The 14,393-nt window shown below is 46.7% G+C and carries 13 protein-coding genes and 1 pseudogene; 6 read left to right on the forward strand and 8 right to left on the reverse strand.

Annotated features, from left to right (window positions below; translation table 11 throughout):
- The first annotated feature begins 160 nt into the window (after positions 1-160).
- The 4 genes from QUA99_RS02345 (at position 161) to QUA99_RS02360 (ending at position 2,802) form a co-directional block, all read left to right on the forward strand.
- Positions 161-337: a hypothetical protein gene (locus tag QUA99_RS02345; protein ID WP_333239474.1), complete on the forward strand. Its 177-nt coding sequence runs from the start codon at positions 161-163 to the stop codon at positions 335-337.
- Complete coding sequence (locus QUA99_RS02350) at positions 334-516, forward strand: hypothetical protein (protein WP_333239476.1); 183 nt, start codon at positions 334-336, stop codon at positions 514-516. Before QUA99_RS02345 ends, QUA99_RS02350 begins: the two co-directional genes overlap by 4 nt.
- The gene (locus tag QUA99_RS02355) at positions 494-832 is read left to right on the forward strand and encodes a DUF433 domain-containing protein (RefSeq protein ID WP_333239478.1); all 339 of its coding nucleotides are present in this window, start codon (positions 494-496) and stop codon (positions 830-832) included. The genes QUA99_RS02350 and QUA99_RS02355 overlap by 23 nt, the downstream gene beginning before the upstream one ends.
- Positions 833-1,338: 506 nt before the next feature.
- Positions 1,339-2,802, forward strand: a complete 1,464-nt coding sequence (locus QUA99_RS02360) for a PIN-like domain-containing protein (RefSeq protein ID WP_333239479.1) — start codon at positions 1,339-1,341, stop codon at positions 2,800-2,802.
- A gap of 168 nt (positions 2,803-2,970) precedes the next feature.
- Here QUA99_RS02360 and QUA99_RS02365 read toward each other — a convergent pair whose 3' ends face one another.
- On the reverse strand, positions 2,971-3,210 hold the full coding sequence (locus tag QUA99_RS02365; protein WP_333239481.1) for a hypothetical protein: 240 nt from the start codon (positions 3,208-3,210) through the stop codon (positions 2,971-2,973).
- A 292-nt stretch (positions 3,211-3,502) separates the two neighbouring features.
- On the reverse strand, positions 3,503-5,668 hold the full coding sequence (locus QUA99_RS02370) for a ShlB/FhaC/HecB family hemolysin secretion/activation protein (protein WP_333239483.1): 2,166 nt from the start codon (positions 5,666-5,668) through the stop codon (positions 3,503-3,505).
- Positions 5,669-5,694: 26 nt separating this feature from the next.
- Between QUA99_RS02370 and QUA99_RS02375 the strand changes: the two genes are divergently transcribed.
- Positions 5,695-6,015 carry a hypothetical protein gene (locus tag QUA99_RS02375; protein ID WP_333239484.1) on the forward strand — a complete coding sequence of 107 codons (321 nt, stop codon included), beginning with the start codon at positions 5,695-5,697 and terminating at the stop codon, positions 6,013-6,015.
- A gap of 390 nt (positions 6,016-6,405) precedes the next feature.
- Here QUA99_RS02375 and QUA99_RS02380 read toward each other — a convergent pair whose 3' ends face one another.
- From QUA99_RS02380 to QUA99_RS02390, 3 genes are all read right to left on the reverse strand, one after another.
- Positions 6,406-7,413, reverse strand: coding sequence for a protochlorophyllide reductase (locus QUA99_RS02380; RefSeq protein WP_333239486.1), 1,008 nt, complete (start codon positions 7,411-7,413; stop codon positions 6,406-6,408).
- A 255-nt stretch (positions 7,414-7,668) separates the two neighbouring features.
- A complete protein-coding gene (locus tag QUA99_RS02385; RefSeq protein WP_333239488.1) occupies positions 7,669-8,787 on the reverse strand; it encodes an alkene reductase in 1,119 nt (372 codons plus the stop codon).
- A 197-nt stretch (positions 8,788-8,984) separates the two neighbouring features.
- Positions 8,985-10,778, reverse strand: a complete 1,794-nt coding sequence (locus QUA99_RS02390; protein WP_333239490.1) for a pseudouridine synthase — start codon at positions 10,776-10,778, stop codon at positions 8,985-8,987.
- Positions 10,779-11,075: 297 nt separating this feature from the next.
- Here QUA99_RS02390 and QUA99_RS02395 point away from each other — a divergent pair, with 297 nt between their 5' ends.
- Positions 11,076-12,758 (forward strand): tetratricopeptide repeat protein, encoded by a 1,683-nt coding sequence (locus tag QUA99_RS02395; RefSeq protein ID WP_333239492.1) that lies wholly within the window; start codon positions 11,076-11,078, stop codon positions 12,756-12,758.
- 197 nt (positions 12,759-12,955) lie between these two features.
- Here QUA99_RS02395 and QUA99_RS02400 read toward each other — a convergent pair whose 3' ends face one another.
- From QUA99_RS02400 to QUA99_RS02410, 3 genes and pseudogenes are all read right to left on the reverse strand, one after another.
- Complete coding sequence (locus QUA99_RS02400) at positions 12,956-13,147, reverse strand: twin-arginine translocation signal domain-containing protein (protein WP_333239494.1); 192 nt, start codon at positions 13,145-13,147, stop codon at positions 12,956-12,958.
- A gap of 137 nt (positions 13,148-13,284) precedes the next feature.
- The gene (locus tag QUA99_RS32995) at positions 13,285-13,575 is read right to left on the reverse strand and encodes a hypothetical protein (RefSeq protein ID WP_333343470.1); all 291 of its coding nucleotides are present in this window, start codon (positions 13,573-13,575) and stop codon (positions 13,285-13,287) included.
- A gap of 66 nt (positions 13,576-13,641) precedes the next feature.
- A pseudogene (locus QUA99_RS02410) lies at positions 13,642-14,174 on the reverse strand (SDR family NAD(P)-dependent oxidoreductase); the annotation flags it as partial.
- Positions 14,175-14,393: the final 219 nt, after the last annotated feature.

The raw sequence follows: 14,393 nt of genomic DNA on the forward strand, positions 1-14,393 counted from the left end.
CGAAAAATCTTCTCTTTATCCCTTGGGCTTGTCTTGGCAACTAGAATAACTGCTACCCCTACTTATTGAGCCGATACCTTTAGATAGGCTTTAGATAGGAAGGATTAATTAGGAAATTCAAATAGCAATTAACACTTCTTTAGAGGAACGGCTTGCAGCAGTGGAAGCAGCGATCGCCCAGTTGCAGAAGCAAATTGTGGCTTCTCAACCGACGAATTGGTTGCAACAAATTATAGGGTCTTTCAAAGATGAACCTGCCTTTGAGGAGCTACTTGCCTATGGACGAGCGATTCGCCAAGGGGATGAGTCTCTCCTCGAAGCTCAAGATGAGCTATGAAATATTTACTGGATACAGATCGTCTGAGTATTCTTCAACGTCAAGCAGGGAGAGATTTTAGCAACCTTTCGACGCGCATGGCTCAGTACCCGCTATCAGAATTCCAAACGGCTAGGAAGATTTGCTACTATTGGGATATTGAATTTGAAGATGCTTATGACACTGACAATCGTGGCTGAACCTGCTCCTTTAAATGCAAATGAAGATGGTGTGATTCTCGTCGGAAAAACTCGCGTTACATTAGATACTGTAATCGCTGTCTTTCAGCAGGGCGCGACCGCAGAGGAAACTGTTTATCGCTATCCGTCTCTGAATCTAGCTGACGTTTATGCCACGATCGCCTTCTATCTCAAGCACGAATCGGAAGTAGAAGCTTACTTGCAACAGCGACGGCAGCAATCTCAAGAGATTCGCGCTATGAATCAAGCAAAATTCGACCCACAAGGCTTGCGCGATCGCCTGCTTGCCCGCAGAACATCGCAAGAACCATGTTAAAATTTCTTGCTGATGAAAACTTCGATAATTTATACAATGAATATGGGGCGATCAATTACAGTCATTGGAGCGTGAGTAAGTTCTGATCAATGTCTCAATTTTTCCGATCGCCCCAGTGTTATATCGACTCTCTTTCACCCCTTAAGTGGAATTTTCACTAGAATAAATAGAGCTTTTTTCGGTACGACGGCTCATGTGTTTGAGCCGATTGGTGCGCCGAACTCGATTAAGGAAAGGAAATTCTGATGGGGAGTAAAAAGGGGTTGACATTTATCCGTAGTTTGCGGTATTTTCATCTTACTAAACCACATTGTACCGCAACTGCGATACAATTATAAGTTAGCCCTCAATTTATCTGTTTATCTGTGAAGACATTACTTAACGATTCCAGTGCATAGCTGGATGTGTAAGTCGCTAGACTATTTGACTGCTTTAGTTCAGAGAGAGTAGCCTTAAATCTGTTAGACACAGCAAATTGCACCTCGCCTATAGTTATCTGTGGTTTTATGAGTGAACTAAAAATCTATTCAGAGTTTTGCTTTGATTCCAGCAAAAAATTAACCATTGAGATTGCTCATAAGGCGCTAAAAAACTATGCTGACAGGTTTTCAGAAGCCCTAGAATTAAAAGAAGCAATACCAGTAATACTGGATACCAATGTACTTCTTGCATATTATGGGCTGTCTCAAATCGAGAAGGACAAACTAATTGAGTTCTTAAATAAAAACAAAGACAGACTATTTTTAACCTCTCAGATTGAAAAAGAATTTTTAAGGAATAGAATAAGAACCATTAACAAAGATTTTTTTTATCCACTTAAGAAGATTCAATCGGATTTTCAATCAACGTACAAAGAAATCAAGAATAAGCTCAAAAGTTTTCTTGAAAGTAATAAAAATACTTTATCAAAAGATTACCCTGACATCTGGAGTTTACTTTCAGAAAAGCAACATAAGCTCAATGAAATTCTCGAAGACGAGCAAACTTTGAGTGAGAAGCTTGCACAAGCAATTGAAACGACGACAACAGATTATAAGAATATCTACGTTGTGGATAACTTGTTAGAGGCTTGTGCTAAGTTGAAAATTACTCCAGCTTTGAATGATGAAGAGGTGGACTTTGTTAAAAAACAGTATGATGCCTTGTGGCAGAAATATGAAATGGAAAAAGATGAAACAAAGCGTCGAGAAATAACATTCCCTGGTTGTGGAGATAAGCGAGATAAAGAAGATCCATACGGAGACTTCATCATTTTTCATGAGATATTAAAGTTCATGGTTTGTGGAAAAGACGGCTCAGATAAGACGGATGTAATATTTCTAACGCGCGAAAAAACTAAAGGCGATTGGATTCATTCAAATTTATCTCCTATCATTCACTACATTGAAAAAGCCTTCCTTGTAACTGATAAGACCCTATTTATTATTCATGCAGAAAAACCCCTCGAAATCTCTTTTGAGAATATTCACAAAAGTAATCAGATTCAAGAAAACGATCTGATTATTCGAGAAAGTACAATTCTAAGTTTGAATTTGGATAAGAAATGGGGGTTTATTTATTCTAAAACTGGTAATCTATACTTCAACCAATCTTTCATGGAAGAGCAGGGAGCCTTCCATTTGCTTTCTCAACATGATGTAGTTCAATATCAAGTTGGACAAAATCAAAACGGTGAAGATATAGCAACTAATGTCAAGAAGGTTGTTTACTCTTTTGAGGATAAAACACAGCAAATATTAGAAAGCACTGTATTTCGTATTGATAAAGACAAAGGTTATGGATTTATTTCGGCTCAACCAGAAAATTTATACTTTCACTCTACTTTCCTAAAAGATCATAGAGCTTTTCAGGCATTAGAAGTTAGTAGCAGTGTTGAGTATATAGTTGGGAAGAACGAATTTGGCGAAGACATAGCTAGGCTTGTTAGAGAAGTTTCGCCGCCTCAGAATGAGGTTGATAGGTCTGAGTAATGCAAAGCGAACTGAGAAAGCGTACTCGACGGGCTAACACTTCACGGCAGCGGACGGACGAAAGCCACTTGTGGGGTTGCCGAGGTTGTCTGCCGCCACTACATTTTGCCGTTATCTCGTAAACGCTGCCTGACCTTGGAGATGATTTGACACTCTCGATCGAGAATGTCAAATCAAAGCCCCTAACGCTTTCAGTGTCGCTTTTTGAGCATTCGTCAATTCCGTTATACCTTGAATATTCATGCCTTCATACAGCCGATCGCCCATCAACGTCCTAATACAACATCCGGTTGCGACATCCCACAGTTTAATCGTGCGATCGAGGCCGCCACTCAATAAAATTTGACCGTCAGCGCTAAAGATCAAAGTGTTGGGCTCTAGCGTTGCGTAGGGTTCGATCGCACTCAACCCAACCTACAATTTAAACGGAACTTACCCCTGCAGGGGGTAGTTTCGGTGGCTGTATTCTTTGAGCCGTATTCGTTTTAGCTATTTGGCAGTTCCAATTTTGTAGCCATGTATTTAAGATTTTCTTAATATTTAGAACCAAAGTATTGCTGTATCATAAAATTAACTCAAACCCGCTCCACATAAGGGTTGTAAAAAGTTGTAGTCATGTACTTGATTTTCCCGCTCCAGGAAAGTCTTGCCCTGTAATGGTTTCAGAAGAAATGAATCTTATGTGCGGGGTAAGTTCCGTTTAAAACGGAAAATAATTGATTCTAAAGTAGATGCCTTTTTCTTGCAAAGTTCGATCGCCCGATCGAGCATTTATCAAAGGAATACCGTAGTCTAAACGCACATTCAACCGATCGCCCATCTGCCAAACTAGGCCCAAACCCGCACCCAGCAGTTTATCCGAGTCGGGATTCGGCTTTTCCTCCGAATGGTTCCACCCTACCCCAAAATCGATAAACGGAGCGATTTGCAACAACCCTTGGACTTGCGGGACACGCCAAACCGGAATTCGCACTTCAGCAGACGCGATCGCACCGCTATCAGTTAACAGCAAATCTTGGCGGTATCCGCGCACGCTTTGAACGCCACCGATCCCAATTTGTTCGAGGGAAAGCAGGGGGCGATCGGCTAATTGAATGTCAGAACGCACTATCAGCAAGGTTTCTGGCGCTAACAGCCGCACGTACTGGGCTTGTCCGCGCCACGCCAAAAAGCGGCTGTCGGGCCCGCTATCGTTCGCAGTCGCGCCGAACAGATTAGTGCCGAGGGAGAATTGCGATCGCGCCGCGAACACTTGGCTGGAACTCCGCTGCACGTATTCTTGAAAAAACCGCACAGCCGAAACCCGCGTTTCGCCGCGATCATTTGCTCCCGCCGAAAGCGCAAACTCTTTTCCTGAAAGGAATGTATCGCTTTCTTGCCGCGAAAAACTCAGTCCCAAAGCCAAAGTGCGATCGGGCTTTTCGACAATCGGCTGGCGGTAAGTTAACTCGTAAGTCCGCGATTTCCCCTCGATTTGGGCAGGATCAAACGGTTCCTCGATAATGTTGGTGCTAGCAGCACTCGCAGCGAACCCAATCGTGCCGTTGCGCGCGTTGACGGGGACTGTGTAACTGCCGTTGAATTCATTGCTGCCGTCGGTGTTAGCATAAGATACCTCTAATCCATCGCCCAAACCGAGCAAATTTGCTTGATTGATGCGAACACCGCGCCGAAAACTGCCGACACTGGGCGATCGGTTGTTGTCTGCAAACAATTCGCCGCTAAAGCTGTCTGCTTCTTTTACCCGCACTTCTAAGCGGCTGTTTTCCGGGCGGCTTCCGGCTTGGAGTTCGGCGGAAATATTGCCAATTAACGGGTCGAGTTGCAGCAGTTGCAAGGCTTCCAGCAACCGATCGCGATTGAGGGGCCGTCTGGTAGCGCGTTCTAGGCGCGATCGCACGTAATTTGAATTTAAGCGCCTGTTTCCAGTAATCACAATTTCATCTAATCCGCCTTCTACAATCCGAATTTTCACCACACCCCCTTCTCTCGGAAAGGTTTGGTTGGCGGGAATTACAGCGCCGGAATTGATGTATCCGGCGGCTACATATTTTTGAGTAACGGCTGCTTCGGCTGCGATCAGTTCCGCAAAGGTGATTTCGCGGCCCGCAAACTGTTGCGTAACTTCTGCGAGTTCGCGATCGCTAAAAGCTGTGTTGCCCTCAAATTCAAAGCCAGCGACCTTAATTGTACCCGGAATCCCCGGTCTAATTTCGCTTTCAACGGGTGTTGGCTGGGTGGGTTGGAGGGGAGACGGCGCAGGCGGTTGCGGCGGCTCAGGAGCTGGTAATTCGGGTTCTCGCGGCAGAATTGGGTTGGGCCGTTGACTCAGTTGCGAGTCGCGCTCGATACCCAAATCAATTTTTTGTGGGTCAATATTTTCTTCTAGTTTTCGATCTCGGTTAAAAAGCTCGGTTTCTTGAGTTTTTGTGCTGAAAGTGCGATCGACCTGAGATGTTGCACCATTGTCAATCAGCCTTTTGCGGGCGGGCAGGATGGCCACCCCACAATCAAACTCACTCCTCGCTTCACAGGCATCTTGCCTGTTCTTGAGAATGGTGTAAGATGTCACATCGACTGAATTTGCCGCAGACGGCGGTAAGTCGGGAGTTTCCGCCGCCACTGAGTGTTCTGATTCAGCGGGTAACTGCGTTTCCTCGTCTTTTACGGGCAAGTCTTCGCGTTTGTCAAAAATGGTATCGCTGGGGACGAAAGCTCGATCGCCTTTGCTGCTAACTGCTGCCAAATCCTCAACATTTGAGGTTAAAATTTCACCGGTGCTAGCGGATGTTTTCGCTGGTTTTGCCAACAAAACTAACCCCAAAATACCAGCGAATAAAAATAGTTTTTGCGATCGACAAGCCATAGGATCTAATTATCTCGAATAATTGGGTGAAAATATTTTCTGCAATAGAGCACCCTCAAGTAAAAATCAATCTTAACAGCAAAAAAAAGGAAACAGCCGTCGCAGCCAACAGTTTCGGCGAAGCTACAAACCAAAAGGTCGATCGACGGCTGTTGATTTCCCAAGACTTATATTATGTCCAATCGATTACCCCTAATACGGTAGGGGTTCCCCTCACGAAAAATATCTGCCAACAATCTCCAATCTCAAAAACCCGCCCTTTTAATCGCTTTATCGGACATGATATTACGCTTGAATCGGGTGATTATCCGAAAAAATATCGTGTAAGTCGATCGCAAACAAAATAAAAACCCAATTTCTTTGGTCGCAAAACCAGCGCTTTCAGGCAGATCCCGCTACAACAGTTCGCGATCGTACTTGACAACCATCACCTTGGTTTTTTCACAGCAATACTTCAAGTCCGCTCGCAGTTCCCCTCAAACACCCGGTTTCTTCCGAGTGATATCAATTCCGGCTGCACCGGAATGATCAGCGAGGACACGGCACGGCGCCGTGTCCTCCGCTTAGGATCGTCAATTAAATAATTTCCCTTTTTTCTTGTGGGATGGGCTCTCGTAGCCCGTCTATCGGGGACGGGCTACGAGAGCCCATCCCACAACAAACAGGAAAAGTGGATTTTATTTAATTCTCATTCCTTAGATCGTTCGGATTTAACCGGATTTGATATCAACTCTGAATTAAGCAGAGCGGCCTGCACCAGCCGCAGTACCCATTTTAGCCCCGTCAGCCAATCCCACCAACTTAGCGCTCAACTCCCACATCCGCTCGCCTTTTTCATCATCGCGGGCCTGGGGAGAAACCTTCTGCACAAAAGACTTGCCATCTTTTTTCTGGCGGTTCCCCCAACTCCAATAAGCCCCAGATTGCTTGTATTCTGGGTCGGCAACCACCATCGCCAGCCTTTCCCCCGCCAACTCCTGCGACACGTAACCCCCGGTGATATTCTTCTGAAACAGCGGGAACAGCTTCTGAAACAAAGGATAGTGGTTGCGGAACAGCGGCGTATCCGCAACGCATCCCGGATACAGCGAAGTGAAAGTAATCCCCGTGGATTCGTGAAAGCGGCGGTGCAATTCTCGCATCGTCAGCACGTTGCAAACTTTGCTATCTTTGTAAGCCTTGACAGGTTCAAACTTCTTGCCGTCAACCATCGAAATCGGGTCTTTGAAACCGGCTTCAAAACCCTCAAACTTGCCCAAATCCGGGCGCGGCGGAATCTTCCCGCCCAACTCGTCTGGATTGTGAGTCACAGTTCCCAAAATCACGATTCTCGCATCGGAATAATAGGAAGGCTTCATATTTTCCATCATCAGGTTGCACAGCAGGAAATGACCCAGGTGATTGGTAGTCATCGTCAACTCGTAACCCTCGGGACTCCGCAGCGGTTCCTTAATCAAAGGCATATAAATGGCGGCGTTGCACACCAAAGCGTCCAGAGGCCTGCCGCTTGCCTTGAATTCTCGGGCAAATCGGCGCACGCTCTCCAAATCCCCCAAGTCAATTTGCATAATGGAGAAACTGCCTTGAGGTATGCCCAACTCTTGGGCGGCGTCTCCGGCTTTCCGCACGTCCCGACAGGCCATGACTACGTGCCATCCCTTGTCTGCGAGTGCTTTCGCGCCGTACAAACCGACGCCGGAGGAAGCGCCGGTGATGATAACCGTTGATTTGTGATTTTGTGCCATCTTGTTAAAAGCGCTTCCGCTATTGATTATTTTCAGGCACTCAAAAGCTGAGCTAGCAGCTCTAATTTTTTGAAGTACCCTATGGTTATTAGGATATGGGGAAACGTTCTCGATCTCAACCGGCGATGACAATTAAATATCGCTTCAACTCCCACTCCTACTTTTGTGAATTAACCATAAATCCTGTTGCGGCGAGTTCACCATTATCTATGATTCACATACTCGGTATTGATAAACCCGCCCCAGCCAACTAAACTAAGAAATAGCGGCCGATTCCTGATATCTAGGGAAATCGATATAACCTTCAGGTCCAAAAGAATACCAGGTACCGACTTCGGCAGGGGGATTGAGCGGCCAACCATTAGTAAAACGCTCTACCAAATCGGGATTGCTGATAAAATCTCGACCAAAAGCAATTAAATCCGCAACTTTGCTGCTCAGGGCCGTTTCAGCCTGTTCTTGAGTATATCCGCAGTTGCCGACCAGCGGCCCTGCAAACACATCGCGAAACTCACCTATCACCATCGGCGCTCCCAATTCGTGAAAGCCAAAAGCCAGACCGTCCACCAAGTGAAGGTAAGCTAAACCACAGGCATTTAACTGCCCCGCAAAATACAGAAAATCTTCCCGATAAGTGGGAGAACCCATATCATTGAAAACACCATTTGGAGAAAGTCTAACTCCCACTCTGTTTGCCGGAAATACTGTGATAATCGCCTCCACAATTTCCTTGAGAAAACGGTAGCGATTTTCGACTGCACCGCCATAGGAATCAGTGCGGTGATTGGTTCTGGTTTGGAGGAACGTGTCAATGAGATAGCCGTTTGCCGCGTGAATTTCTACACCGTCAAAACCTGCTATTTTTGCCCGTTCAGCCGCCTTGCGATAATCTTCTACAACCAGGGAAACTTCATCGGTTTCTAGAGCGCGGGGAGTTTCGTAGGGTTGTTTGCCTAGAGGGGTATGAATGCCTTCTCCGTTTATTTTGATGGCAGACGCTGCAACTGGTAATTGATTGTTTTCATGAAAACTGCTGTGGGAAGCCCGTCCGCAGTGCCAAAGCTGCATGAAAATCGGCGTTTGGCGGGCATGAACCGCAGTTACAATTTGTTTCCAAGCTTCGCCTTGCTCGTCTGAATAAATACCGGGCGTATTGAGCCAACCATTAGCTTGAGTAGAAATCACTGTGGCTTCTGTAATGATTAAACCAGCTCCGGCTCGCTGAGTGTAATACTCTTCCATCAAGGCGTTGGGCATCCGCGCTTCACCGGCTCTGGCTCTCGTCATGGGTGCCATGACTACCCGGTTTTTTAAGGATAAATCTCCGAGTTTGAAGGAACTGAGTAGGAGTGGAGAAGTTGTTTGAGCAGTCATAATCTTGAGGTTTTATCAACTGAAAAATGAGGGAAATCACTTAGCGGTTAACTGTTACCTGTTAACATAATTAAGGTGATATCCTCCGCACGGATTGTCGGGGGATAAGCTTAATATAACTTGAATCGATCGCCCGGAATGCTAACGGCATCACATATTCGCGATCGATTATCGATCGTTGCCCGATCGCCCTTAGTTCAAAATGGTGTTTCTGCCTTTAGGTATAGCGTTTCTCCCAACTGCTGATGCTTAAAGGAAAGTTCCCGGGCGTGCAAGTGCAGCCGATTCGCAGCAGCCCGACATCCGTAAAGTCGATCGCCCAAAATCGGTATACCCAACCCTCGAACATCCGCTGCATGAACCCTCAATTGATGCGTGCGTCCCGTCAGCGGCAAAAACTCGACGCGATCGCAATTTCCCTCCCTCGCCATTAGCTGAAAGCGAGTAACGCTGGGTTTTCCGCACTCCCAATTGACTTGCTGGTAAGGGCGATTTGCTGGATCGCCCCAAAGTGGGAGTTCGATCGTCCCCGCCTCAATTTTTACAGTACCTGAAAGCACCGCTTCATAAACTTTGTGAGTCTGCTTTCTTTCAAATTGCTGCCTGAGTTGACTGCTAGTTTCTTTGTCCCGTGCCAATAGCAAAATTCCCGATGTTTCCCAATCTAAACGATGCACCACCATCAAATCCCAACTATCAGGTAACAAGTTACGCAAACGACTGAAAACACTATCTTGATTTTCCCGATAACGACCTGGAACTGACAGCAACCCAGAGGGTTTATTGACCGCAATCAACCATTTGTCTTCATAAACGATCGGTAGCATTTGGGTAACGGGCAAGATGCCCGTTCCACAATCAATATGATGATTTGTGGGGTGGGCTTCTAGCCCGCCGGCAACGGGCAAGATGCCCGTTCCACAAGCAATATGATGATTTGTGGGGTGGGCTTCTAGCCCGCCCGTCAAACCCTGATTTATATTAGAAACAGTCGGATTTTGAGCCAATCCTGACAGTAAAAAACCCATCAACGGCTGACACCGATCGCCACAAGCACCGTAAAATTCTCCCTGTCTCTTATCGCCCGATGGCTGCCCCCACCAAAACTCAGCCATTGCCAGCGGTTTCAGATTGTTTGCTGCCGCACAGTGGAGCAATTTTGGCGCGCAGCAGTCGCCGGTACCAGTGGGAATAGAATTAGTTGGCATCAATGAGGATAGCGATCGCGATTTCCCCAAAAAATTGACCAGAGTGTAAGCTGCGTGCATTTGCGTCTGAAGTTCGCGGGAAAGTTCTTTTCGCTGCTGTTTCAGCACCCGCATCCGCCGATCCGCAGCTTCAATTAATTGTTTGAGCGGCTGCAATGTTTCATCCCGCTGCCGTTTCAATTGCCTGCGTTCAATTCCCTCCAAACGGCTTTCTTGATTCAGTTGTTCGAGGGCAATTTCTAGTGTTTCTGCGGCGAGAGTTTGACACAGTAACTGGCGTTTTTCATCTCGCTGCTGCTTGCAATTGCGGTGCCGATCGCTCAAAACTTGCATTTGCACTTCAAACTCCCGAAATAAGGCTTCATACTCTTGTCGCTGCGGGAGTTGATTCAGTGCAATAAGTTCCTGTTTCATCGCCTCCAATTGAGTTAACGTGCGGGCTTCCTCGAAAGCCACACGATCTCGTCCCGGAATCGGCGGCACCCAGCCCTTAACAATGCTGCAACCGTTCAGCAGCCCGGAAAACGCTTTGAGTATCCGCTGTTCCCCCGAAGGCATTTCCACCAGTAATATGCCGTACATCTTGCCCTCGCGATCGTAGGCACCGTCAGCCGCAAGGTACCGCATCAAACCCCGGGCCAGATCCTCGGACATTCGAGTGCGCGGCAGTCTCAGCAGCTCGCCGCTTTGAGGACAACGGCCTTCGTACCAATAATTTGGGTGCGAGTCGATCGACTCCCAATGACAGTCAGTGAAATCTAAAAGCGTGTGCAACTCTAGCATCTTCAATTTTGTTTTAAACCTGAATTAGGGCATATGTGCTTGTGTCCTCGATGCTTTCGGTCAATCGAAAATCGAAAATCGAAAATCGAAAATCGACTGACCGTATCTTACAGGGGTGTACCAAAAGTGAGAAGGGTGCATAATTTTATACCTACTCGAATTAAGTAAAAATGATTTGTCGCACCAAGCCTGATATGCTAAATTTGTTTCAAAACAGCAGCGAGATTAAGAAAAGCATAAGTTAATATATAAGACCGCAAGCTTGTTATCCAACTAAATTTTTTATGTGCAAGGCGTATGCCAGACCTCTCGACTTCGGCTACAGAAAACTCCTCAAACCCCCAGCCAGCGCTGCTGCCGCCGATTTTAAGAATTTTTGCAGCATTTCCAGATTACGATCGGGGCAATAGATTGTACGCATCGGGAAGGTACGAAGCGGCAGTCCTTTGCTACGGAAAAGCGGTTCAAATTAAGCCGGACTGGGCCCGGGCGTGGCTGAATCTGGGCAAAGCTTACAAGCAACTGCACTCCTACGCAGAAACCGTAGCCTGCGCCGATCGAGCTACAGCAATTAATCCCGAAGAATACTGGGCTTGGATGCTGCGCGGGACAGGGCTGTTAAGTTTGCAAAATCACTCAGAAGCGATCGCGGCTTTCGACACCGCAATTCAAATCAATTCAGAAAAGCACGAAGCTTGGTATCAGCGAGGCCGAGTTTTAGAGGAATTGCAGCAGTGGGATACAGCCGCAAGCTGTTACAAAAGAGCAACCCAAATTCATCCGAATTTGCCCGCTATGTGGTACCGGCAAGGCAACGTTTTGGTTCAAGCGGAGCGCTATCCTGAAGCCGTTGCCGCTTTCGAGCGCGCGCTGAAACTCGTCCCGACTAATTGGGAAGCTTGGCTGAACCGAGGTTTGGCTTTAATGAAAGCCGAACGCTACGCTGAAGCGGTAACTTCTTACGATCGCGCCATTCAACTGCAACCGCAAAATAGTCTGGCTTGGTTCAATCGGGGCATTGCTTCTGCAAAACTGCACAAATATGCAGAAGCGGTGACAGCTTACGATCGCGTACTGCAAATGCAGCCCAACGACTGCGAAGCTTGGTTTTATAAAGGAATGGCCCTCAAACACCAGTGGGCAGACGCGGCAATTGCTTGTTTCGATCGGGCAATTCAAATTAATTCTTTTTATCCCGAAGCATGGATCGGGCGCGGTCAAACACTGTCAGAAGCGAGAGATTTTGAAGGGGCGATCGCTGCTTTTGACCAAGCCGTTCAAATTAATCCGAATTTTCCCGAAGCTTGGCTGGGTAGAGGCATCGCCCTAGCAGGATTGGAACGCTACAAAGAGGCAATTATCGCTTACAGTAATGCCCTACAAATTGAAGGTAATTTTTTAGAAGCTTGGAACTTGCGAGGCGAAGCTCTGGAAAAATTACAGCAATACGAAGAAGCGATCGCCTGTTTTGATAAAGTAATCTCTCTGACTTCAGAAGCAGAAATTACATCAAAAGTAGGGTTGCAGCAAGGGGCTGCGCTGGAAAAATTGCAGCGTTACGAAGAAGCCGTAGCAGCTTACAACCGCGTAATTAAAATCGTGCCCGACAATTTTGAAGCTTGGTTGAAACGCGGCAACGCTTTGTCAAAATTGCAGCAGTACGAACAAGCTCTAGCATCATACGATCGAGCAATTACTATCTGGCCGGACAACTATCAAGGCTGGGTACAGCGAGGTCTGATCTTAGGGGAAATGCAGAACTATTCCCAAGCACTCGTCGCTTTTGACCAAGTGATTCAACTCAAGCCAGACAACTGGGAAGCTTGGGCGCAGCGGGGCGACGTTTTGCAAAAATTGCAGCGAACTCAAGATGCCATGAGCTCTTACGGAGTCGCCCTCGAAATCAAACCCGATTACTACGAAGCTTTAGTCAGTCGAGAAGAATTGAGATTGAAAGACGCGATGTCAGGAAAGTGGTAAGGGGAAAGTGACAAATAGTTTTGATTTTTGAAATTGCTTTGTTCCTCGTAATACCGCGCTGGGGTAAAGTTTGAACTATTTAACTGAAAACTAAAAACTTTCCGTCTTCTCTCTCCCTCTGCGTTCTCTGCGCCCTCTGCGGTTCAAAAAAAAATCTAATTACCACAACAATTACTATTGCTATATCCGGCAGAATATCAGCTCATAATTAATGATATTCTGTCGCCGCTTTGGGTTTGACCTTGGGCAACTGCATTTTCAGGGTATACTTGGGTCGGTTCCTCTTGAGCTAACAAAGGTTTGAAAAACCCTTCGGAAGCTGCCAGCCCTGCTGCAACCAAACCCGAAGCAGAAGTTACTTTTAACAAATTGCGTCTGCTGATATTCATAAATAAATGCCTCCTTCAAGAAACTACTAGGACTCACCGCTTCGCTGCACTAAAGAGTTTTGATCTGTAAATTTAAGATGTCTCAAAATCCTGAGCGCCGTCCGGCTGCAACTTCCCCAACCGCTTACTTTACCTAATCAATAGACCTCTTGCAAAAATAGCTGGGACGGGATCTCCGGCCCGTCCCACAAAAAGTTTTTTCTCTTGTGGGATGGGCCGGAGATCCCGTCCGAAAATTTGATCGAAAGCACTTTTGCAAGAAGTCTATTCACGGTATCAGGTAAAACTTTGCTGGCGCTGGCTAGAATCTTTGTCTTGAGTGAACCTGCAATGATGTTGTCCTTGTCGGCCATCAAGGCTTCAAATCCCTGCTTGGCAACCTCGGCTGGATCGTCTTTCTTGTCGGCGCCGGCCTTCGTGTCGTCCATTCCCGCCCGATGGAAGAAGTTAGTATCGGTTGGGCCGGGCATGAGCGAGGTGACAGTTACACCTGTATCTTTTAACTCATTGCGGAGTCCTTCGGAAAACGAGTGGATGAATGCTTTGGATGCTGCATAGACTGCCTCGAATGGCCCGGCATTAGGGCGGCAATGGAGGAAGTGAATAGAATCCGTCCCTGGCCGCGATCGACCATATCCTTAACTACTCGTTTGGCGAGATGTACGGATGACACGACGTTGAGGTTAATCAGATTAAGTTCGTCCTTCAAGTCTGTCTCGCGAGCAAAGTCGCCGCCGACGCCGACACCGGCATTAATTGCGATCGCATCCACTGGCCGATTAGTCACTTTAATCTGGTTGTAGAGCGTCTCAACACCGTCGTAGGTAGCGAGGTCTGCCTGCACTGTATCGACTTTGGCACCGATCCCCTCAAAAGCTTGAGCCGCTTCATTGATGCTCGCTCCGGTGGCGGTGACTAGGAGATCGAATCCGTTTTGAGCGAACTGTTTGGCGAGTTCGTAGCCGATACCGTTAGAGGCACCCGTCACGACAGCCAAGGGCCGGGTCAATGAACTGTTTATAACCATTTAAAATCCTCTGTAACTGCTTAACGCTCGTTTGTCTAGGCTTGCTTCTCTCTGTACCAGACAATCTTTGTGAACTGTGGGCTTTCAACTTTTACAAAGCTAGGGAGGTAGGAGTGCGATCGCATCTTTCCAAGGACATAAGCTGTTAGACATTTAAATAGGGTATAATCGAACAAAAATCATTCAATCAGTGTAAAAATACCAGCACAGAATCATTTC

It is taken from the genome of Microcoleus sp. F10-B2, assembly GCF_036704965.1.
Lineage (GTDB): Bacteria > Cyanobacteriota > Cyanobacteriia > Cyanobacteriales > Microcoleaceae > Microcoleus.

Excerpts from the sequence above, each read along its gene's own strand:
- QUA99_RS02350 (WP_333239476.1), top strand. The coding sequence starts at position 334 with ATGAAATATTTACTGGATACAGATCGTCTGAGTATTCTTCAACGTCAA.
- QUA99_RS02355 (WP_333239478.1), top strand. The coding sequence starts at position 494 with ATGACACTGACAATCGTGGCTGAACCTGCTCCTTTAAATGCAAATGAA.
- QUA99_RS02360 (WP_333239479.1), top strand. The coding sequence starts at position 1,339 with ATGAGTGAACTAAAAATCTATTCAGAGTTTTGCTTTGATTCCAGCAAA.
- QUA99_RS02370 (WP_333239483.1), bottom strand. The coding sequence starts at position 5,668 with ATGGCTTGTCGATCGCAAAAACTATTTTTATTCGCTGGTATTTTGGGG.
- QUA99_RS02380 (WP_333239486.1), bottom strand. The coding sequence starts at position 7,413 with ATGGCACAAAATCACAAATCAACGGTTATCATCACCGGCGCTTCCTCC.
- QUA99_RS02385 (WP_333239488.1), bottom strand. The coding sequence starts at position 8,787 with ATGACTGCTCAAACAACTTCTCCACTCCTACTCAGTTCCTTCAAACTC.
- QUA99_RS02390 (WP_333239490.1), bottom strand. The coding sequence starts at position 10,778 with ATGCTAGAGTTGCACACGCTTTTAGATTTCACTGACTGTCATTGGGAG.
- QUA99_RS02395 (WP_333239492.1), top strand. The coding sequence starts at position 11,076 with ATGCCAGACCTCTCGACTTCGGCTACAGAAAACTCCTCAAACCCCCAG.
- QUA99_RS02400 (WP_333239494.1), bottom strand. The coding sequence starts at position 13,147 with ATGAATATCAGCAGACGCAATTTGTTAAAAGTAACTTCTGCTTCGGGT.
- QUA99_RS32995 (WP_333343470.1), bottom strand. The coding sequence starts at position 13,575 with ATGGACGACACGAAGGCCGGCGCCGACAAGAAAGACGATCCAGCCGAG.